Source organism: Rhizobium sp. KDH_Rht_773_N (assembly GCF_052946295.1).
This window is the reverse complement of record NZ_CM129525.1, coordinates 1,542,820-1,560,152: the sequence shown is the minus strand read 5'-3', so window position 1 is coordinate 1,560,152 and position 17,333 is coordinate 1,542,820. Positions and strand designations below refer to the sequence as shown.

Sequence of the window (17,333 nt, the reverse complement as noted above, 5' to 3'; positions counted from 1 at the left end):
CCGCCCGCAAAGCGGTAATTATACCGGGGTTTACCCTATTTTGCGGACTGCCGGGCGCGGCTCAGACCGGCCACGTCTCCAGCCTCCAGGCCGAATCCCAGAACATCCATTCATATTGGGAGGCGCGCACGAAAGCGTCCATCATCTGCCGGCGCTCTGCCGGCGAGGCGGCGCGGGCGGCGATATCGGTCAGCGCGATCACCTCGCGGGCACCTGCGGCGAACTGCGGATCGCCATAGGTGTTGATCCAGGCCTGGAAGATATTGCCCTCGATCGCCGGCCGGCTCTTGATGCCTTCGCCGACATGCCAGTAGATCCAGAAGCAGGGCAGAATGGCCGACAGCGCCACCGCATAGGAGCTGTGATAGGCCGTTGCCAGCAGGAAATTCGTATAGGCAAAGCAGGAAGGCGAGGGCTCGGCACCCGTCACGTCGGCGCTCGAAATGCCGAACTGGGTGAGGAAGCCGGCATGCAGGCCCTGCTCGACGGTGATCGCCTTCTGTGCCGAGCCGAGGAAGCGCAGAACCTGGGCATTGTCGGGTGCCTTGGCGGCGACGATCGCCAGGCAGCGGGCATAGTGCTTCAGGTAGATCGCATCCTGCAGGATGTAGTGACGGAAAATCTCCGGCGGCAGCGTACCGTCCGAAAGCCGTTCCAGCAGCGGCAACCGCTCGATCTCGGCCATGATGGGCTTGATCCGCTCCCAGGCGGCCGCCGTGAAGCTTTCCGTCGTTTCAGTTCCCTGCGTCATGCCGTCCATATCGCTCTCCGTTCCTGAATGCCGATGCCATATATCGGCGGCGCCATGGTGAAAGCAAGGCGGCTCGCGGGGGCTTGATTCCATCATCGGATCCTGTATTTCTCTTATAGTAGAATTTTGGGTTCGGATAATGGAACAGGAACTCGAACAGGCGATCGGCATCCGCATTCGCACGCTCCGGCTGGAAAAGAGCCTTACGCTGGATGATCTCGCCGTGGCCTCCGGCGTCAGCCGCGCCATGATCTCGCGCATCGAACGCGCCGAAGCGAGCCCGACGGCTTCGCTTCTGGCAAGGGTCTGCGCAGCGCTCGGCCTGTCGCTGTCGGAGTTCTTCGCCGAGGAGGGGCACGAGGCCGCGCCGCTGTCGCGCCGCCAGGATCAGCAGGTCTGGCGCGATCCGGAAACCGGCTATATGCGCCGCGCCGTCTCGCCGCCGGGCACGGCTTCCGGCGTCGATATCGTCGATGTCGAGTTTCCGGCCGGCGCGCGGGTCAGCTTTCCGCCGCACGCCGCAAGCCGCGGCATGACGCAGCATGTCTGGCTCTTCGATGGCGAGCTGGAAATGACCGTCGGCGAAACGGTCTATCGCCTCAAGCCCGGCGATTGCCTCTTCATGCCGGTCGGCGACGGCCATGTCTTTCACAATCCGGGTCACGCTCCGGCACGCTATTGCGTCGTGCTGGATCACGGCACCCGCTAGAGCAGTTCCGGCAAAGGCGTGAAACGGTTTTGCGTCCGGAATTGCTTGAAAACAAAGAGATAGGGCATTTCAGGCGATTCGATCCTCGCCGGAAATGCTCTCGTTCACGCGCTTGTTTACCGAGGGATATTTATGCCGACGATCCGCCTTCTCTCCTCAACCGAAGCCCAGGCCGCCATTCCCGACCTTTGCGAAGTGCTCGCCGATTGCGTCAATGGCGGCGCTTCCGTCGGCTTCATGCAGCCTTATGCGCCGGCGGATGCCGAACCCTATTGGCGAAGTGTTGCCGAAGCCGTGGCTGACGGCGGCACGCTGCTCTTCGGCGCCGAGATGGACGGCAGGATCGTCGGCACGGTGCAGGTCGGTGCCGCCCAGATGCCGAACCAGCCGCATCGCGGCGATCTGAAGAAGCTGCTCGTCCATCGCTCCGCCCGCGGCCGCGGCCTCGCGCGCCTGCTGATGCAGATGGCCGAGCGGGAGGCGGCCCGTCGCGGCAAGACGATCCTTGTCCTCGACACGGCAACCGGCAGCGATGCCGAAGCCATCTATCCGCGCCTCGGCTGGGAGCGCGTCGGTATCATCCCCGATTATGCGCTGTGGCCGGAAGGCGGGCTTTGCGCCACGACGTTCTTCTACAAGCGGGTCGCCTGATCGTCCTGCGTAAAGACGTCGATGGCATCGGCCAGTCGGGATGCCGGCGTCCAATGCTGGGCTTTCCAGCCGAACGCCCTGGCCGCCGCGATATTTTCCTCGGCATCGTCGATGAAGCCGATATCTTGCGGGACGGCGCCGACAGCCTCCGTCGCAAGCCGGAAGAAGTCGCGGAAAGGTTTTCGCGCGCCGAGTGCGGCCGAATAGAACATGCCGTCGAAGAGCTGCCCGAGCCCCAGCACGTCGCGCAGGTAAGCGGCGCGCTGATGTTCCTGGTTGGTGGCAAGATAAAGCAGCGTGCCCCCGTCCTTCAGGCGGGCGAGGTCGTCGAGCAGTTGTCTGTCGAGGCGGGAATCGTTTTCGAACCAGTAGTCGAGCAGGGTCTGGGCGCCAAGATGCGGGGCGATGCGGCCGAGAACCTCCGTCAGGCGGGGCTCGATCGGCTCCTGGCCGGTCACGATGTCGACCCAGTAGGGTTTGAAGAATTCCTGCTGCAGCAGGGACGGTGCCAGGCCGAGGTCGCGCTCGATATAGGTGAAGTGCGGCAGACCGTCCGCCGGGCGTCCGTGGACCAGCACGCCGTCGACATCGACCATCAGGATTTTCATGGGGTTCGGTCTCGTAACGAAAAGGGAAGCATTCTGAAATCGGCCTGAACGTGGCGTCGCCCGTTGCGGCGATCAAGGCGCGTTCAGCGCTTTTTTCTTCCGCCGGGCCTGTGTAAGGCTTGAACATGACAGACTGATTTGCGGAGGACACTCGTGCGCGTCATCTATTCCGAAGACCACAAGCTGCGCGATGCGAAGACGGAGCTGCACGACGGCCAGCTCGTGACGCCCTTCGAGGCGCCGTTCCGGGCCGAATGGATACTGGCCGCGGTGAAGGCGGCGGGTTTTACGGATGTCGTCGCTCCCGAAGCGCATGGCCTTGAAACGGCGCGCAAGGTGCATGATCCGGCCTATCTGGAATTCCTGGCGACGGTCTGGGACCGCTGGGTGGCGGCGGGATACACGGGCGAAGCGATCGCCAATTCCTTTCCGGTCCGCCGCACCAGCCAGCGCGTGCCCGAGAATATCGTCGGCGCGATCGGCCATTATGCCAATGCCGCCGATACTTCCATCACCAAGGGTTCCTATGAGGCGGCTGTTGCCTCCATGCGCTGCGCGATGACGGGCGCGGACTGGCTGAATGCCGGCAACCGCCTTGCCTTCGCGCTCTGCCGCCCGCCCGGCCATCACGCCGGCATCGATCTTTTCGGCGGCTATTGCTTCATCAACAATTCCGGCGTGGCGGCCCAGCGCCTGCTCGATCACGGCGCCAGGAAGGTCGCCGTGCTCGATGTCGATTTCCACCACGGCAACGGCACGCAGGATCTCTTCTATCGCCGCGGCGATGTCTTCACCGCCTCGCTGCATGGCGATCCCGTTCATGCCTTTCCCTATTTCCTCGGCCATGCCGATGAAGTCGGCGAAGGTCAGGGCGAGGGCGCCAACCGCAATTACCCGATGGCGCGGGGCACGAGTTTCGATGTCTGGTCGGCCGCCCTTGCCGACGCGCTCTCCCGCATCCGGGCCTTTGGCGCGGAAGCGATCGTCGTGGCGCTCGGCGTCGATACGTTCGAGCGCGATCCGATCTCCTTCTTCAAGCTGAGATCGGAGGATTTCATCCGCATGGGCGAGATGATCTCCGCTGCCGGCCTGCCGGTCGTCACCTGCATGGAGGGCGGTTACGGCGTGCCGGAAATCGGCCTCAACGTCGCCAATATGCTCAAGGGCCTGGAAGCCTGACTGCTGCCGATGAGCGAAGAGACCGTCGTGCCATCCGATATCCCGACGCCCCGCATGCTGAGCTGGGCGCGCAATTCGACCATCTATCGCCTCGAGCGGCGGATGATGACGGAAAAGCAGCTCTTTGACGCCATCACCCGCAAGGCGAAGGAGAAGTTCGACGATATCAGCGCGGCGCAGCTGAAGGCCGTTGCCGATTTTGCCGTCAAATTCGCCTATGACAACAAGGCGATCGACGACAGCGCCTATGCCGAAATCAGCACGCGATCCGCCCTGCGCAGCGGCAAGTCGAAGCGTGCCATCGCCCAGAAGCTCGCGGTCAAGGGTGTCTCCGGCGACAAGGTGGAGGCTGCGCTCGCAGAGGCCGACGATCTCTACGCCGCGGCGATCTTCGCCCGCAAGCGCGCCTTCGGCCCCTTTCGCCGCGTCGAGCTTGACGAGAAGCGCAAGGCAAAGGAACTTTCCGCCTTCGCGCGCAACGGTTTCAGCTTCGAGATCGGCAGAAAAGTCTTCGAGATGAGTTTCGAGGATGCCGAAGAGATCATCCTTGCCGGGCGCCTCTGATATCGCATCAGGCCTTTTGCTGCCGCGATCAGAAGTTTGAATTTGTCGCGCACGCGCCGCCCTCGTATGAACGGCGCACAATCGGAGGCGCAGATGGAAGACAGGACCAATGCCGGAGCGGCAACGCTGACCGCGCAGGCATCAACCGCATTCGGCGGCGTGGCGGCGGGCGGTCTGATGTGCCTGATGTCCATGTCGTCCATCCAGTTCGGCGCGGCGCTGTCATCCTCCGCCATCGCCACATATGGACCCGTCGGCGCCACATGGCTGCGTCTTGCCTTTGCGGCGATCATCCTGGCGATTGCCGTGCGCCCGCGCCTGTCAAGCTATAGCCGCGCTCAATGGACAAGCGCCCCGGTTCTTGGCGCGACGACGGCGCTGATGACCATGAGTTTCTTCTCCGCGATCGAGCGCATTCCGCTCGGCCTTGCCGTGGCGATTGATTTTCTCGGCCCGCTCGCCGTGGCAACCGCCGGTTATGGATTGAGCCGGCGCCTGCTCTGGCCGCTCGTTGCCGCGCTGGGCGTGCTGGCCCTCGCGCATGACGGAGAAGGCTGGGTGGGTGATCCCCTCGGCGTTCTCTTCGCCTTCGGCGCGGGAACGGGCTGGGCGATCTATATCGTCCTGACGAAAAGGATCGGCGCCAGTTTCAAGGGGCTGGAAGGGCTTTCCATGTCGCTCATGGTCGCGGCCCTGGTTGCCACGCCCTTCGGCTTTGCCGGTGCCGTGCCGAAACTTGATGCCTTTGGCCTGGTCGAGATGGCGGGCCTTGCCATTCTCGTGCCGCTGCTGCCCTACACGCTGGAGCTGATCGCCTTGCGGCGCATGCCGACGGCCTCGTTCGGCATTCTCATGAGCCTCGAACCGGCCATCGCGGCGCTCGCGGGTTTCGTCATCCTGGCCCAGCCGATGACGCTTCTGCAGATGGCCGGGACGGCGCTCGTCGTCGCCGCAAGCGCCGGCGCCACCTTTTCGGCGAGGCAGTGAGCGTCAGCCCGTCTTCTTTGCGGGATCGTCGAGCGCCGGATTGTAGAAGAGCGACAGCGTCAGGCTCTTGGCGATCCGTTCCGCGGTCGCCATGAACCAGTCCTTCGCTTCCGGCGTCGGCGCCACGTCGTCGAGCGTTGCGGAAAACAGCGAAAGCCATTTTGGGAAAAGCTCCGGCGTCATGTTCGCAACGCCGAGATGCGCCTGGACCGGTTTGCCGCCATAGGCGCCGCTGCGGAAGGCGACGGCCGACCAGAAGCTCTTCATCTTCTCCATATGTTCCGGCCAGCGGCCGGAAAGGCGCGCATCGAAAACCGGTCCAAGCTCGGGATGCCTGAGCACCCGCCCGTAAAAGGTCTCGACCAGCCTCGAAATGAAGGCCTCATCCACGCCGATCTCTTTCATCTCGGCCTCGGCCTTTTCGCGGATCGCGGCAACATGCGCGGCCCGTCCCTGTATCTCGTTCTTCATCGTTAACCCCGGCGCGGCTGCAATTGGCAGCCCTTAAAATGGCAACCCTCATATAGGTCGGCGCGCTGCCGCAGCAAAGCCGCGATCACCCGATCGCGGCATTCTGTCAATCCTGCCGGGCTTTGATCTTGACCCATGCGGATCGCCACTTTAGATTTAGAATAATTCTAAGTTATTGGAGACTACGCATGTTGGCCCGGTTTTTCAGATCACCGAAACGTTCCTTCCGCTCCCTCTCCGAGCAGGAAATCCTGGCGCTTGCCATCGCCTCGGAAGAAGACGACGCCCGCATCTATCTCGCCTACGCGGAACATCTGCGACAGGAATTCCCTGCCTCGGCCAAGGTGTTCGAAGATATGGCGGAGGTGGAGGACACGCACCGCAAGTCGCTGATCGAAATCCACCGCCAGCGTTTCGGCGAGCGCATTCCCTTGATCCGTCGCGAACATGTCCAGGGCTTCTACGAGCGCAAGCCGGACTGGCTGCGTGCCAACCTTTCCCTCGACGCGATCAGGCAGGAGGCGGAGGCGATGGAGGAACAGGCCTATCGCTTCTATGTCGAGGCGGTCAAGCAGACCTCCGACGCCTCGACCCGCCAGTTGCTCGGCGATCTCGCGCTTGCCGAGCAGGGCCACGAGGACATTGCCCGGATGCTGGGCGACAAGCACACGCCTGACGATGTGAAGAGGGAAGAGGACGAGACGGCCCGGCGCCGCTTCGTGTTGACCTATGTGCAGCCGGGTCTCGCCGGCCTCATGGACGGCTCGGTCTCGACGCTCGCGCCGATCTTTGCCGCCGCCTTCGCCACGCAGGATACCTGGCAGACCTTTCTGGTCGGCCTGTCGGCTTCGGTCGGTGCCGGCATTTCGATGGGCTTTACGGAGGCCGCCCATGACGACGGCAAGATCTCCGGTCGCGGCTCTCCGATCAAGCGCGGCCTTGCCTGCGGCATCATGACGGCGCTCGGCGGCCTTGGCCACGCGCTGCCCTATCTCATCCCGTATTTCTGGACGGCGACCATCACTGCCGCCGTCATCGTCTTTTTCGAACTCTGGGCGATCGCCTTCATCCAGAACAAATATATGGAGACGCCCTTCCTGCGCGCCGCCTTCCAGGTGGTCCTCGGCGGCAGCCTCGTGCTGGCAGCCGGCATCTTTATCGGCAATGCCTGATCCCGCAAACGGGAGAGACCGCGGCGCAGGCATGCTGCCCATATGAAAAAGGCCGACTTTCGCCGGCCTTTCCCACAGTCCCCTCAAAACTTGTTATCTCAGCGCGCCGACCAGGACGTCGCGGCCGTTCTCGATCGTCACCCAGCGGCCGGCGTTGAAGCTCGACTGGCGCTTGATGAAGCTGTAGGGCGTCGCAAACCAGGGCTTGACGTCGGAAGCCAGGTTGTCGAGCACGAAATCGCCTTCGGCCGTGCGCAGCGTCAGAACCGCATGGCCTTCGCCGTCCGGCTTGCGAACGACGGTCAACAGGAGATCGGCGGGCGAGAAGCCGCGCTGGATGAGGATACGGCGCTTCAGAAGCGCGAAATCCTCGCAGTCGCCGGCCGTGGTCGGATAGGCCCAGACCTCGTCCTTGCCGTAGATTTCCTTGTCGGTCATCGGCGTGATGCTGCGGTTGACGGTCGCGTTGACGGCGCGAACAGCGGCCCACTTGCCGCCGGTCATGGAAACCGGTCCGGTATTGCGGTTGGCGCCGCATTCGCTGCGGTGTGTCTGACAGAAATCGTAGTGACCGACTGGCTGTGATGTCGCATTGCCGGTCACCATGGAGGCATTTTTGCTGGGAGCCGGAATAGCGGCCGGCGCCATTGCAAACACGGCCATCATGGCCACGAGGAAACCCTTGATCCGCACGCCCTACTTCCCTGCATCGCCCTTCATTTATTAACAAACAGTTAACGGAGAGGGCCGAAAGGAGTCAATCGTTACTTCTTGGGAGGGCCGTGCAACTCGTAGACATGGTTAAAATGCAACATAACCTTAGGGATAGCTGAGCATAACTTGCTCAACCAACTCTCTCTCTATTCGGGCAATTGCCTATTCTTTGGTGGAGAACTGGCTTCAGTCTATCGGATGAGGCCTTTGACGGCGCTGCGCAGCCGCTCGATATCCTGCGGGCGCGACAGCCGGTGGTCGCCATCGCGAATGAAGGTGAGCACCACATCATCCGCCGGAAGATGTTCCACGAGCTTCATCGCGTGCAGATAGGGCACGTCGGCATCCTTCATGCCCTGCAGGATGTGGATCGGGCAGCCGGTTTCGATAATGCCGGTCAGGACCCGGTTCTTCCGGCCGTCCTCGATCAGGGCGCGGGTATAGATGTTGGGTTCCGGGCTGTACTGGGAGCGTTCCTCGAAATAGCCGCGCTCTTCCAGCGAGGCGCGTTCCTTCTTCTTGAGGTTCGGCTCGATCAGGTCGCTGGTGAAATCCGGCGCCGGGGCGATCAGCACCATGCCGTCAAGCTTCGGCCCGCCGGCCTTTGCAAGCTCCTGCGCCGCCCTGAGCGCGATCCAGCCGCCCATCGAGGAACCGATAAGGATCATCCGTTCAGGGGCGGCGTCGCCGATCACCGCAAGGGCCTCTTCCAGCCAGCGCGAGATCGTGCCGTCGGTGAAGGCACCGCCGGAAAGCCCGTGGCCGGAATAGTCGAGACGGATGCAGGCCGCACCCAGCTCTTGCGCCAGCCGGTCGATCTCGACGGCCTTGCTGCCGCTCATGTCCGATCGGTAGCCGGATAGCCAAACGAGGGCCGGAAGATCGCTGCCCGGCCGCGCCGGCCGCACCAGCATGGCGATCTGCCGCGCTGCCTCGCCTTCGCCGACATTGAGGAACTGGGGCTGAAGAGCGGGCATCTGGTCGGACATCGGGCGGAACTCCTGTTGTTTTGGCCTATAAAACAGATTCTTGACAGGCTGACAGCAGGTGATTTTTCCGCTAAAGGGTGTTATTGAATCTGCTGCAGCGATGACGTGACCCGTTTGTGCCCCCTTTGGATTGGGACACGAAGCTGCAACGTTCCGAAACAACGCGAGGAGAATACGACCATTCGCAGACCCTTTAAAGCCGACGCGCCCGTAAAGGATGGACCGCGCTCGAACCGGGAGATCCGCATTCCCAAAGTTCAGCTGATTGCGGCTGACGGACAGAATATGGGCGTCGTGCCCACGGACCAGGCCTTGAGAATGGCGGAAGAAGCCGGCCTCGACCTCGTCGAAATTTCCCCCAATGCCGAACCGCCGGTGTGCAAGATCCTCGATCTGGGCAAGCTGAAATATGCCAACCAGAAGAAGGCTGCCGAGGCGCGCAAGAAGCAGAAGATCGTCGAAGTCAAAGAAATCAAGATGCGCCCGAACATCGACACCCATGATTATGAGGTGAAGATGAAGGCGATGGGTCGCTTCTTCGACGAAGGCGACAAGGTGAAGGTGACGCTGAAGTTCCGTGGCCGTGAAATGGCCCACCAGGAACTCGGCATGAAGCTTCTGCAGCAGGTCAAGGCCGACACGACCGAGATTGCCAAGGTCGAGGCCGAGCCCAAGCTCGAAGGCCGCCAGATGATGATGGTGCTGGCGCCGAAGTGACCGGTGCCGCATCCTTTCGCTCAAAGCCGTCCGCCAGGGCGGCTTTCGTGTTTTCCGGCAGCGGCAAGAATCCTCGATCCGCCCCGTTGCACTTTCATGACGCTGCGGTTATAAGCGCGCGTCCGAACTGACCGGCAGGGCATGCCGTGGCAGTTTCGAATGCTTGCGGGCAGGTCTCGTCGCCTCGCCCGCAGATCAACAACAAACGCTCCCGCGCCTTTGGCGAAGACCGGAAATCCGGGCTTGCGCAGAAGGGCTTCTTTGATGAAGCGCGCAGGGAGGACAGAAACGGAGTAGCAAAATGCCCAAGATGAAGACGAAGTCTGCTGCCAAGAAGCGGTTCAAGATCACCGCCTCCGGCAAGGTCAAGGCGGCTGCCGCTGGCAAGCGCCATGGCATGATCAAGCGCACGAACAAGTTCATTCGCGATGCACGCGGCACCATGGTTCTGGCAGAACCCGATGGCCGCAAGGTCGTGAAGAACTATCTGCCGAACGGTCTCTGAGACTATTCCGGTAACGCGTTAGATTAAGGAGATCATGAAATGGCACGTGTAAAAAGAGGCGTCACCGCCCACGCCAAGCACAAGAAGGTTCTGAAGCAGGCCAAGGGTTTCTACGGCCGCCGCAAGAACACCATCCGTACCGCCAAGGCTGCCGTCGATCGCGCCAAGCAGTACGCATATCGCGACCGTAAGGTTAACAAGCGCAACTTCCGCGCCCTCTGGATCCAGCGTATCAACGCTGCCGTCCGCGAATTCGGCCTGACCTACGGCCGCTTCATCGACGGTCTGAACAAGGCTGGCATCGAAGTCGACCGCAAGGTTCTCTCCGACATGGCAATCCATGAGCCGGAAGCATTCGGCGCCCTGGTTGCTGCCGCCAAGAAGGCCCTTGAGTACCTCAAGGAAACCGGCACGGCTAACGAGTTTGAAGGCGCGGTTCGGTAACCAGCGCTTCCCAGGCTCTATGCTTTAATGAATTTTGGGAAACCCGCGCTGGTTTGGGCTAGCGCGGGTTTTTCTTTCTTTGTACTGCTGGCGCGGCCTCTCCAGCCCGCCTTTCGAACGCCGCCTGATCTGGACGGAAAGAAGACAATGTCAGATATCGACCAGCTTAAATCCTCTCTGCTTGCCGAAATTGCCGCCGCCAATGACGAGCCTGCGCTCGAAGCGTTCCGCGTTTCGGCACTCGGCAAGAAGGGCTCCGTCTCCGAACTCCTGAAGACGCTCGGCGCCATGACGCCGGAAGAGCGCCAGACCCGGGGTGCGGCGATCAACGCGCTGAAGAACGAGGTGACCGACGCCCTTGCCGAGCGCAAGTCGGTGCTGAAGGAAGCGGCCGTCAACGCCCGCCTGAAGGCCGAAACGGTCGATGTCAGCCTGCCGGTGCGCTCCTCGCCGGCCGAGCGCGGCCGTATCCATCCGATCAGCCAGATCGTCGACGAAATCACCGCGATCTTCGGCGACATGGGCTTTTCGATCGCCGAAGGTCCCGATATCGAGACCGACTATTACAATTTCACGGCTCTGAATTTCCCCGAGGGGCATCCGGCCCGCGAGATGCACGACACCTTCTTCTTCAATCCGGACGAGAAGGGCGAGCGCAAGGTGCTGCGCACACATACCTCTCCGGTGCAGGTGCGTACGATGGAAGCGCAGAAGCCGCCGATCCGCATCATCATTCCCGGCAAGACCTATCGCCAGGATTCCGATGCCACGCATTCGCCGATGTTCCATCAGGTCGAAGGCCTCGTCATCGACAAGAAGGCCAATGTCGCCAATATCCGCTGGGTGCTGGAAGAATTCTGCAAGGCCTTCTTCGAGGTCGACAGCGTGACGATGCGCTTCCGCCCGTCCTTCTTCCCCTTCACGGAACCCTCTTTCGAGGTCGATATCCAGTGCGACCGCTCCGGCCCGATCGTCAAGTTCGGCGAAGGCACGGACTGGATGGAAATCTTGGGCTGCGGCATGGTCCACCCGAACGTGCTGCGTTACGGCGGCCTCGATCCGGATGAATATCAGGGCTTTGCCTGGGGCATGGGCCTCGATCGCATCGCCATGCTGAAATACGGCATGCCGGACCTGCGCGACTTCTTCAACGCCGACGTGCGCTGGATGAACCACTACGGCTTCCGCCCGCTCGACATGCCGACGCTGTTCGGCGGCCTGAGCGTTTAAGGGAGGATTGGACCTATGAAATTCACGCTCTCCTGGCTGAAGGATCATCTGGAAACGGATGCCACGCTCGACGAAATCTGCACGCGCCTGACGGAGGTCGGGCTGGAGGTGGAAGATGTCGACGACAAGGCCGCCTTCAGGCCCTTCGTCATCGCCAAGGTTCTCTCCGCCGAAAAGCATCCGCAGGCCGATCGCCTGAAGGTGCTGATGGTCGATATCGGTCAGGGCGCTCCGGTGCAGGTCGTCTGCGGCGCGCCGAATGCGCGCGCCGGCCTCGTCGGTGCTTTCGCCGCTCCCGGCACCTATGTTCCCGGCATCGACGTGACGCTCTCCGTCGGCAATATCCGCGGTGTCGAAAGCCGCGGCATGATGTGCTCGGAAAAGGAACTGCAGATCTCCGACAATCACGACGGCATCATCGACCTTCCGGACGATGCGCCCGTCGGCACGAGTTATGCGGCCTACGCCCATCTCGACGATCCGGTCATCGAGATCAACCTGACGCCGAACCGTCCGGACTGTACCTCGATCTACGGCATCGCCCGCGATCTCGCAGCCTCCGGCCTCGGCACGCTGAAGACGCGCCCCGCGCCGTCCTTCGCCATCGAAGGTGAAACGCCGGTGAAACTGACGCTCGATCTCGACGATGCCAGGCTCTGCCCGGGCTTCGGCCTCAGGCTCGTGCGCGGCGTCAGGAACGGCCCGAGCCCGCGCTGGATGCAGCAGCGGCTTCTTGCCATCGGCCTGCGTCCCATCAACGCGCTCGTCGATATCACCAACTATATGACCTTCGATCAGGGCCGGCCGATGCACGTCTTCGACGCCGCCAAGGTCAAGGGCAACCTGACCGTCCGCCGGGCGAGAGAGGGCGAGACCGTGCTGGCGCTCGACCAGCGCGAATACAAGCTCGGCCCGAACAACGTCGTCATCGCCGACGAGAAGGGTATTGAATCGATCGGCGGCATCATGGGTGGCGAACATTCCGGCTGTGATGAAAACACCGTCGATGTGCTGATCGAATCCGCTCTCTGGGATCCGATGAACATCGCCAAGTCCGGCCGCACGCTCGGCATCATCACCGATGCCCGCTACCGCTTCGAACGCGGCGTCGATCCGGAATATATGGTTCCCGGCCTCGAGCGCACGACAGAACTGGTTCTGGAACTTTGCGGCGGCACGCCCGCCAGGGCCGAGGTCGTCGGCTACAAGGGTTACGAACCAAAGATCGTCGATTTCCCTTATTCGGAGGTCAAGCGCCTGACCGGCCTCGACGTCTCGACGGAAGAAAGCAACACGATCCTGACCCGCCTCGGCTTCAAGGTTTCCGGCTCCGGCGAACGCGTCTCCGTGGCCGTTCCCTCCTGGCGTCCCGATGTGGACGGCAAGGCCGATCTCGTCGAGGAGATCATGCGCATTCATGGCGTCGACAATATCAAGCCGGCGCCGCTCGAAAGCCATGCCGCCGTCAACGGCCGCATTCTGACCACGCTGCAGATCCGCACGCGGGCCGCCAAGCGCGCGCTCGCCTCGCGCGGCATGCTGGAAGCCGTTACCTGGTCCTTCATCCCCGAAGATCAGGCGAAGCTCTTCGGCGGCGGTTCTCCGGCCCTCAAGCTCGCCAACCCGATCGCCGCCGAAATGTCGGACATGCGTCCCTCTCTGCTGCCGGGCCTGCTGACGGCTGCCCAGCGCAATGCCGACAAGGGTTATGGCGACGTGGCGATCTTCGAAGTCTCCGGCACCTACGAGAACGACAGGCCGGAAGGCCAGCGCCGGGTCGCCGGCGGCATCCGCCGCGGCACCGCTTCGCTGGCAGGCGCTGGCCGCATGTGGTCGAATGCGTCAAAGGGCGGCGGCAAGCCGGTCGACGTCTTCGACGCCAAGGCCGATGCGCTGGCCGTGATCGAAGCCTGCGGCCTGCCGATGGGCAATATCCAGATCGAGCAGGGCGGGCCTGACTGGTATCACCCTGGCCGTTCCGGCACGATCAAGATGGGGCCGAAGGTGATCCTCGGCTATTTCGGCGAGTTCCACCCGACCACGCTTGAAAAGCTCGATGTCTCCGGTGCGCTCTGCGGCTTCGAAGTCTATCTCGACGCCATGGCCGAGCCGAAGAAGAAGGCGACCCGCACCAAGCCGGCGCTCGACCTTTCGCCCTTCCAGGCGGTCAGGCGCGACTTCGCCTTCGTCGTCGACAGGACGGTGGAGGCGGGTGCCATCATCAAGGCTGCCAGCGGCGTCGACCGCAAGCTGATCACGGGCGTCAACGTTTTCGACATTTTCGAAGGCGCATCCGTGGGCGAGGGCAAGAAGTCCGTTGCGATCGAGGTGCAGATCCAGCCGGCCGAGCGCACGCTGACCGACGAGGATTTCGAGGCGCTGACGCAGAAGATCGTCGCCAGCGTCGCCAAATTCACCGGCGGCGTCCTCAGAAGCTGATCCGGGAGGAGCTGATCCGGATAACAAAGATCGGAGGACCGGCGGCGCAGGCTGCCGGTCTTTTCATATGTGGAGATGGTAGAGCTTGCTGACGATCGTCCAGCGACCGTCGATCTTCAGCAGCGAAAGATAGTCGGTGAAGCGCATGCCGGCGAACTCGTCGGTCACTTTCACCGTTGCCGCATCGCCTGCTATGTCGATGCTGTCTATGTCCATATAAGGCTGGGTGCCGGGTGGCGCGGCCCCTTCCTCCAGGATTGCGGCGATGAATTCGTCGCGCGAGAGCCATTCCACCGCATTCCGGTAGTGTCCGATAACGGAGCTTTTCGGATGAAAAGCCTTCTTCAGGGCCGCTTCATTGGCGAAGGCCATGCCCTCGACATAGAGATGAACCGTTGCTTCGATTGCCTGCCTGTCGGCCATATCGATACCTCGCCTCACATTCCCGGAAAATGATAGCGGGGCGGCGAACGAAGGCAAGATTGCAGCAGCAAGAGCAGCCGCCGAGGGCTGCTCTTGCTGTGGCTTCAGGCTGCGCGTGAAGCCTTCTGGTTTGCCGCGGATGTCGCAAGCTTCGTCAGGATCTGGTCGGTCTTGCCTTCTTCCTGCAGCGTCTGGTCGAGAAGCGTGACCGCCTCCTTGAAGCCGAGCGTCTGCGCCCAGGTCTTCAGCGTTCCGTAGCGGGCGATCTCATAATGCTCGACGGCCTGGGCCGAGGAAATCAGGCCGGCATCGATGGCGGGCGTGCCCTTGAATTCCTCGATGATTTCCTCGCCTTCGGCGATGATGCCCTGGATCGCCTCGCAGGTCTTGCCCTGTGCGCGTTTGCCGATGATTTCGAAGACCTGCTGCAGCCGCTCGACATGACCCTCGGTTTCCTCGCGGTGTTTTTCGAAACCCGCTTTCAACTCCTGGGACTGGGCGGCACGCGCCATCTTCGGCAGGGCGCGCAATATCTGGCGCTCGGCGAAATAGATGTCCTTGAGCGTATCGTAAAACAGATCTTCCAGCGTCTTTTCCTTGGCCATGGTTCCGTTCCTTTCTTGGGGATTTGCGCCCTTGGGCGACATTTCCTAGAAGTTGGCACCGGGCTAATTGTTCCCGCATTTTTCGGGTGGACCCCCTGCATCGTCCGGGCGATGCTGCCGTCGGGAATCGGGAGGAGCGCGCATATGAAGAAACCGGGATCGATGAAGGGGCTCGAGGATCTTGGCCGGGTGCGGCTGTCGAAGAACTTCTTCCTTCGCGATTTCCTTCACTCGGAAATCGCCGATTTCTACCGTATCCCGAATATCCCGGACGATCCCGATCTCGCCATCGAAACCGGCCGGCGCCTGTGCGAGGAATTGCTGGAGCCGCTGGAAGCGACCTTCGGGCGCCTGCATATCCGCTCCGGCTATCGCTCGCCTGCCGTCAACCGCTTCGGCAATGAGAACGGGCTGAACTGCTCGACCAACGCCGCCACGGCCGCCCATCACATCTGGGACGCCAGGGATTTCGACGGCTGCATGGGGGCCGCCGCCTGTATTGCCGTGCCGTGGATGGTCGATCACTACAGCGATGAAAGCGACTGGCAGCGGCTTGCCTGGTGGATCCACGACCACCTGCCCTATGCCTCGCTCTGCTTCTTCCCGAAGCTATGGGCCTTCAACATCCAGTGGCATGAACGCCCGAAGCGGGTGATCCAGAGCTACGTGCGCCCGCGCGGTATCCTGACCAAGCCGGGCATGGCGAACTGGGAAGGGGATCATTCCGAATGGTATGAGGGCTTTCCGCCGCTTAGAAATTGATGCGGTAGCGGATGTGGCCGTCGCTCTTGACGTAGGTGTCGTAAAGCGAGCGGGCTGTCTTGTTCTGCTCGTTCGTATGCCAATAGAGCCGCGACCAGCCGTTCTTTGCGCAGAGCGCCACGAGGTCGTCCATCAAGGCCCGGCCGACGCCCTTGCCGCGCACATTCTTGGATACGAAGAGGTCTTCGAGATAGCAGTCCTTGCCACGGATCCATGTGCCTTCATGGGTGAGGCACAGTGCGAAGCCCACGACCTCGCCATCGAGTTCGGCAACCCGCATGAAGATTGCCGACGCCGGATCGAAAACCCGGCGCCAGGTGGAATCGGTGATGTCGGCATCGACGGTGACTTCGTAAAAGGCGAGATAGTCTGCCCAGAGCGCGCGCCAGCGCGTCTCGTCCTCGGGTCTCGCATCGCGGATCGTCGCGGTCATGCCGTCACCTCGTTTCAGGCGCCTGCCTGATCAAGCAGCGCCATTGCCTCGTCGGAAAGCTTGAGCGTTGCGGATTTCACCAGGCTTTCGAGTTGGGAGAGGCTCGTAGCACTGGCGATCGGCGCCGTCACGCCCTTCTTGCGCAGGAGCCAGGCAAGCGAGATTTCCGCCGGCCTGGCGCCGGTCTCGGCCGAGATCTTGTCGAGGGCGGCAAGAATGCGCATGCCCTTGTCGTCGAGATATTGCGCAACGCGGCCTTCACGGGCGCGGCCTTCCGTATCCGCCTTGCTGCGGTATTTGCCGGAGAGGAAGCCGGCGGCGAGGCTGAAATAGGTGATAACGCCGATGTCCTCCTTGATACAGAGATCGGCAAGCGGGCCTTCGAAGCTCGAACGTTCGTAGAGATTATATTCCGGCTGCAGCGCCTGATAGCGCGGCAGGCCCGCCTTGTCGGCGGCGTCGAAAGAGGCCTGCAACTGGGCCGCGTCGTAGTTCGAGCAGCCGACGGAGCGGATCTTGCCCTGTTCGAGAAGCTTGGCATAGGCGCCAAGCGATTCCTCGTGCGGCGTATCGGCATCCGGCCAGTGCGACAGGTAGAGGTCGATATAATCGGTCTGCAGCCGGCGCAGCGAATCCTCCACCGCCTTCAGGATATAGTTCGCCTTCAGCGTCTTGCCCTGGCCCATGTCCGAACCGACCTTGGTGATGATGACGGCCTTGTCGCGCGAGAGCTTTGCCTTCTTCAGCCACTTGCCGATGATCTCTTCGGAATCGCCGCCTTTGTTGCCCGGCACCCAGGCGGAATAGACGTCGGCCGTATCGATGGTGTTGAGACCGGCATCGAAGAAGGCGTCCAGGATCTCGAAGGACGTTTTCTCGTCGGCCGTCCAGCCGAAGACATTGCCGCCGAAAACGATCGGCGAGACCGAAAGACCTGTTTTTCCAAGCCGGCGCATCTGCATGGCGCTCTCCCAAAATAT

21 protein-coding genes are annotated in these 17,333 nt (G+C 62.1%); 12 read left to right on the top strand and 9 right to left on the bottom strand.

Features of this window, described 5'->3' with window-relative positions:
• Positions 1-61 precede the first annotated feature (61 nt).
• Positions 62-760: a thiaminase II gene (gene tenA / locus ACU8HS_RS07975; RefSeq protein WP_112565123.1), complete on the bottom strand. Its 699-nt coding sequence runs from the start codon at positions 758-760 to the stop codon at positions 62-64.
• A gap of 130 nt (positions 761-890) precedes the next feature.
• On the opposite strand from tenA, the gene ACU8HS_RS07970 reads away from it, so the two are divergent.
• Complete coding sequence (locus tag ACU8HS_RS07970; protein WP_113412590.1) at positions 891-1,460, top strand: helix-turn-helix domain-containing protein; 570 nt, start codon at positions 891-893, stop codon at positions 1,458-1,460.
• 132 nt (positions 1,461-1,592) lie between these two features.
• A complete protein-coding gene (locus ACU8HS_RS07965) occupies positions 1,593-2,111 on the top strand; it encodes a GNAT family N-acetyltransferase (RefSeq protein ID WP_112565127.1) in 519 nt (172 codons plus the stop codon).
• On the opposite strand, the gene ACU8HS_RS07960 is transcribed toward ACU8HS_RS07965, so the two are convergent.
• Positions 2,093-2,719, bottom strand: coding sequence for an HAD-IA family hydrolase (locus ACU8HS_RS07960; RefSeq protein WP_377313730.1), 627 nt, complete (start codon positions 2,717-2,719; stop codon positions 2,093-2,095). The two genes, ACU8HS_RS07965 and ACU8HS_RS07960, sit on opposite strands and share 19 nt — an antisense overlap.
• 153 nt (positions 2,720-2,872) lie before the next feature.
• Here ACU8HS_RS07960 and ACU8HS_RS07955 point away from each other — a divergent pair, with 153 nt between their 5' ends.
• The 3 genes from ACU8HS_RS07955 to ACU8HS_RS07945 all read left to right on the top strand — a co-directional run bounded on the left by ACU8HS_RS07955 (position 2,873) and on the right by ACU8HS_RS07945 (position 5,449).
• A complete protein-coding gene (locus tag ACU8HS_RS07955; RefSeq protein WP_112565131.1) occupies positions 2,873-3,898 on the top strand; it encodes a histone deacetylase family protein in 1,026 nt (341 codons plus the stop codon).
• A 9-nt stretch (positions 3,899-3,907) separates the two neighbouring features.
• Positions 3,908-4,462, top strand: coding sequence for a recombination regulator RecX (recX, locus tag ACU8HS_RS07950; protein ID WP_447015721.1), 555 nt, complete (start codon positions 3,908-3,910; stop codon positions 4,460-4,462).
• A gap of 93 nt (positions 4,463-4,555) precedes the next feature.
• Positions 4,556-5,449 carry an EamA family transporter gene (locus ACU8HS_RS07945; RefSeq protein WP_447015720.1) on the top strand — a complete coding sequence of 298 codons (894 nt, stop codon included), beginning with the start codon at positions 4,556-4,558 and terminating at the stop codon, positions 5,447-5,449.
• 3 nt (positions 5,450-5,452) lie between these two features.
• On the opposite strand, the gene ACU8HS_RS07940 is transcribed toward ACU8HS_RS07945, so the two are convergent.
• The gene (locus ACU8HS_RS07940; protein WP_112565135.1) at positions 5,453-5,920 is read right to left on the bottom strand and encodes a truncated hemoglobin; all 468 of its coding nucleotides are present in this window, start codon (positions 5,918-5,920) and stop codon (positions 5,453-5,455) included.
• Between the two features lie 188 nt (positions 5,921-6,108).
• On the opposite strand from ACU8HS_RS07940, the gene mbfA reads away from it, so the two are divergent.
• On the top strand, positions 6,109-7,092 hold the full coding sequence (mbfA, locus tag ACU8HS_RS07935; RefSeq protein WP_447015719.1) for an iron exporter MbfA: 984 nt from the start codon (positions 6,109-6,111) through the stop codon (positions 7,090-7,092).
• 93 nt (positions 7,093-7,185) lie between these two features.
• Here mbfA and ACU8HS_RS07930 read toward each other — a convergent pair whose 3' ends face one another.
• Together ACU8HS_RS07930 and ACU8HS_RS07925 are read right to left on the bottom strand one after the other, a co-directional pair.
• Positions 7,186-7,785, bottom strand: a complete 600-nt coding sequence (locus ACU8HS_RS07930; RefSeq protein WP_113412586.1) for a transglutaminase-like cysteine peptidase — start codon at positions 7,783-7,785, stop codon at positions 7,186-7,188.
• 212 nt (positions 7,786-7,997) lie between these two features.
• Positions 7,998-8,795: an alpha/beta fold hydrolase gene (locus tag ACU8HS_RS07925; protein ID WP_113412585.1), complete on the bottom strand. Its 798-nt coding sequence runs from the start codon at positions 8,793-8,795 to the stop codon at positions 7,998-8,000.
• Positions 8,796-8,975: 180 nt separating this feature from the next.
• Here ACU8HS_RS07925 and infC point away from each other — a divergent pair, with 180 nt between their 5' ends.
• The 5 genes from infC (at position 8,976) to pheT (ending at position 14,130) form a co-directional block, all read left to right on the top strand.
• Positions 8,976-9,512, top strand: coding sequence for a translation initiation factor IF-3 (gene infC / locus ACU8HS_RS07920; RefSeq protein ID WP_112565682.1), 537 nt, complete (start codon positions 8,976-8,978; stop codon positions 9,510-9,512).
• Positions 9,513-9,813: 301 nt separating this feature from the next.
• Positions 9,814-10,017, top strand: a complete 204-nt coding sequence (gene rpmI / locus ACU8HS_RS07915) for a 50S ribosomal protein L35 (RefSeq protein WP_011423646.1) — start codon at positions 9,814-9,816, stop codon at positions 10,015-10,017.
• A 39-nt stretch (positions 10,018-10,056) separates the two neighbouring features.
• Positions 10,057-10,461 (top strand): 50S ribosomal protein L20, encoded by a 405-nt coding sequence (rplT, locus tag ACU8HS_RS07910; RefSeq protein WP_007813309.1) that lies wholly within the window; start codon positions 10,057-10,059, stop codon positions 10,459-10,461.
• A 147-nt stretch (positions 10,462-10,608) separates the two neighbouring features.
• Positions 10,609-11,691, top strand: coding sequence for a phenylalanine--tRNA ligase subunit alpha (gene pheS / locus ACU8HS_RS07905; RefSeq protein ID WP_112565142.1), 1,083 nt, complete (start codon positions 10,609-10,611; stop codon positions 11,689-11,691).
• 15 nt (positions 11,692-11,706) lie between these two features.
• Positions 11,707-14,130, top strand: coding sequence for a phenylalanine--tRNA ligase subunit beta (pheT, locus tag ACU8HS_RS07900; protein WP_113412584.1), 2,424 nt, complete (start codon positions 11,707-11,709; stop codon positions 14,128-14,130).
• 63 nt (positions 14,131-14,193) lie between these two features.
• Here pheT and ACU8HS_RS07895 read toward each other — a convergent pair whose 3' ends face one another.
• Positions 14,194-14,553, bottom strand: coding sequence for a nuclear transport factor 2 family protein (locus ACU8HS_RS07895; RefSeq protein WP_112565146.1), 360 nt, complete (start codon positions 14,551-14,553; stop codon positions 14,194-14,196).
• A 104-nt stretch (positions 14,554-14,657) separates the two neighbouring features.
• A complete protein-coding gene (locus tag ACU8HS_RS07890) occupies positions 14,658-15,158 on the bottom strand; it encodes a YciE/YciF ferroxidase family protein (RefSeq protein ID WP_112705720.1) in 501 nt (166 codons plus the stop codon).
• Positions 15,159-15,302: 144 nt separating this feature from the next.
• Here ACU8HS_RS07890 and ACU8HS_RS07885 point away from each other — a divergent pair, with 144 nt between their 5' ends.
• Positions 15,303-15,920 carry a hypothetical protein gene (locus ACU8HS_RS07885; protein ID WP_112565150.1) on the top strand — a complete coding sequence of 206 codons (618 nt, stop codon included), beginning with the start codon at positions 15,303-15,305 and terminating at the stop codon, positions 15,918-15,920.
• On the opposite strand, the gene ACU8HS_RS07880 is transcribed toward ACU8HS_RS07885, so the two are convergent.
• Positions 15,910-16,353, bottom strand: a complete 444-nt coding sequence (locus ACU8HS_RS07880) for a GNAT family N-acetyltransferase (protein ID WP_113412582.1) — start codon at positions 16,351-16,353, stop codon at positions 15,910-15,912. The two genes, ACU8HS_RS07885 and ACU8HS_RS07880, sit on opposite strands and share 11 nt — an antisense overlap.
• Before the next feature lie 14 nt (positions 16,354-16,367).
• A complete protein-coding gene (locus tag ACU8HS_RS07875; RefSeq protein ID WP_447015718.1) occupies positions 16,368-17,315 on the bottom strand; it encodes an aldo/keto reductase in 948 nt (315 codons plus the stop codon).
• Positions 17,316-17,333: the final 18 nt, after the last annotated feature.

Excerpts from the sequence above, each read along its gene's own strand:
- recX (WP_447015721.1), top strand. The coding sequence starts at position 3,908 with ATGAGCGAAGAGACCGTCGTGCCATCCGATATCCCGACGCCCCGCATG.
- ACU8HS_RS07875 (WP_447015718.1), bottom strand. The coding sequence starts at position 17,315 with ATGCAGATGCGCCGGCTTGGAAAAACAGGTCTTTCGGTCTCGCCGATC.
- ACU8HS_RS07940 (WP_112565135.1), bottom strand. The coding sequence starts at position 5,920 with ATGAAGAACGAGATACAGGGACGGGCCGCGCATGTTGCCGCGATCCGC.
- pheS (WP_112565142.1), top strand. The coding sequence starts at position 10,609 with ATGTCAGATATCGACCAGCTTAAATCCTCTCTGCTTGCCGAAATTGCC.
- pheT (WP_113412584.1), top strand. The coding sequence starts at position 11,707 with ATGAAATTCACGCTCTCCTGGCTGAAGGATCATCTGGAAACGGATGCC.
- tenA (WP_112565123.1), bottom strand. The coding sequence starts at position 760 with ATGGACGGCATGACGCAGGGAACTGAAACGACGGAAAGCTTCACGGCG.
- ACU8HS_RS07890 (WP_112705720.1), bottom strand. The coding sequence starts at position 15,158 with ATGGCCAAGGAAAAGACGCTGGAAGATCTGTTTTACGATACGCTCAAG.
- ACU8HS_RS07960 (WP_377313730.1), bottom strand. The coding sequence starts at position 2,719 with ATGAAAATCCTGATGGTCGATGTCGACGGCGTGCTGGTCCACGGACGC.
- ACU8HS_RS07895 (WP_112565146.1), bottom strand. The coding sequence starts at position 14,553 with ATGGCCGACAGGCAGGCAATCGAAGCAACGGTTCATCTCTATGTCGAG.
- ACU8HS_RS07970 (WP_113412590.1), top strand. The coding sequence starts at position 891 with ATGGAACAGGAACTCGAACAGGCGATCGGCATCCGCATTCGCACGCTC.
- ACU8HS_RS07945 (WP_447015720.1), top strand. The coding sequence starts at position 4,556 with ATGGAAGACAGGACCAATGCCGGAGCGGCAACGCTGACCGCGCAGGCA.
- mbfA (WP_447015719.1), top strand. The coding sequence starts at position 6,109 with ATGTTGGCCCGGTTTTTCAGATCACCGAAACGTTCCTTCCGCTCCCTC.
- ACU8HS_RS07965 (WP_112565127.1), top strand. The coding sequence starts at position 1,593 with ATGCCGACGATCCGCCTTCTCTCCTCAACCGAAGCCCAGGCCGCCATT.
- ACU8HS_RS07925 (WP_113412585.1), bottom strand. The coding sequence starts at position 8,795 with ATGTCCGACCAGATGCCCGCTCTTCAGCCCCAGTTCCTCAATGTCGGC.
- rplT (WP_007813309.1), top strand. The coding sequence starts at position 10,057 with ATGGCACGTGTAAAAAGAGGCGTCACCGCCCACGCCAAGCACAAGAAG.
- rpmI (WP_011423646.1), top strand. The coding sequence starts at position 9,814 with ATGCCCAAGATGAAGACGAAGTCTGCTGCCAAGAAGCGGTTCAAGATC.
- ACU8HS_RS07880 (WP_113412582.1), bottom strand. The coding sequence starts at position 16,353 with ATGACCGCGACGATCCGCGATGCGAGACCCGAGGACGAGACGCGCTGG.
- ACU8HS_RS07885 (WP_112565150.1), top strand. The coding sequence starts at position 15,303 with ATGAAGAAACCGGGATCGATGAAGGGGCTCGAGGATCTTGGCCGGGTG.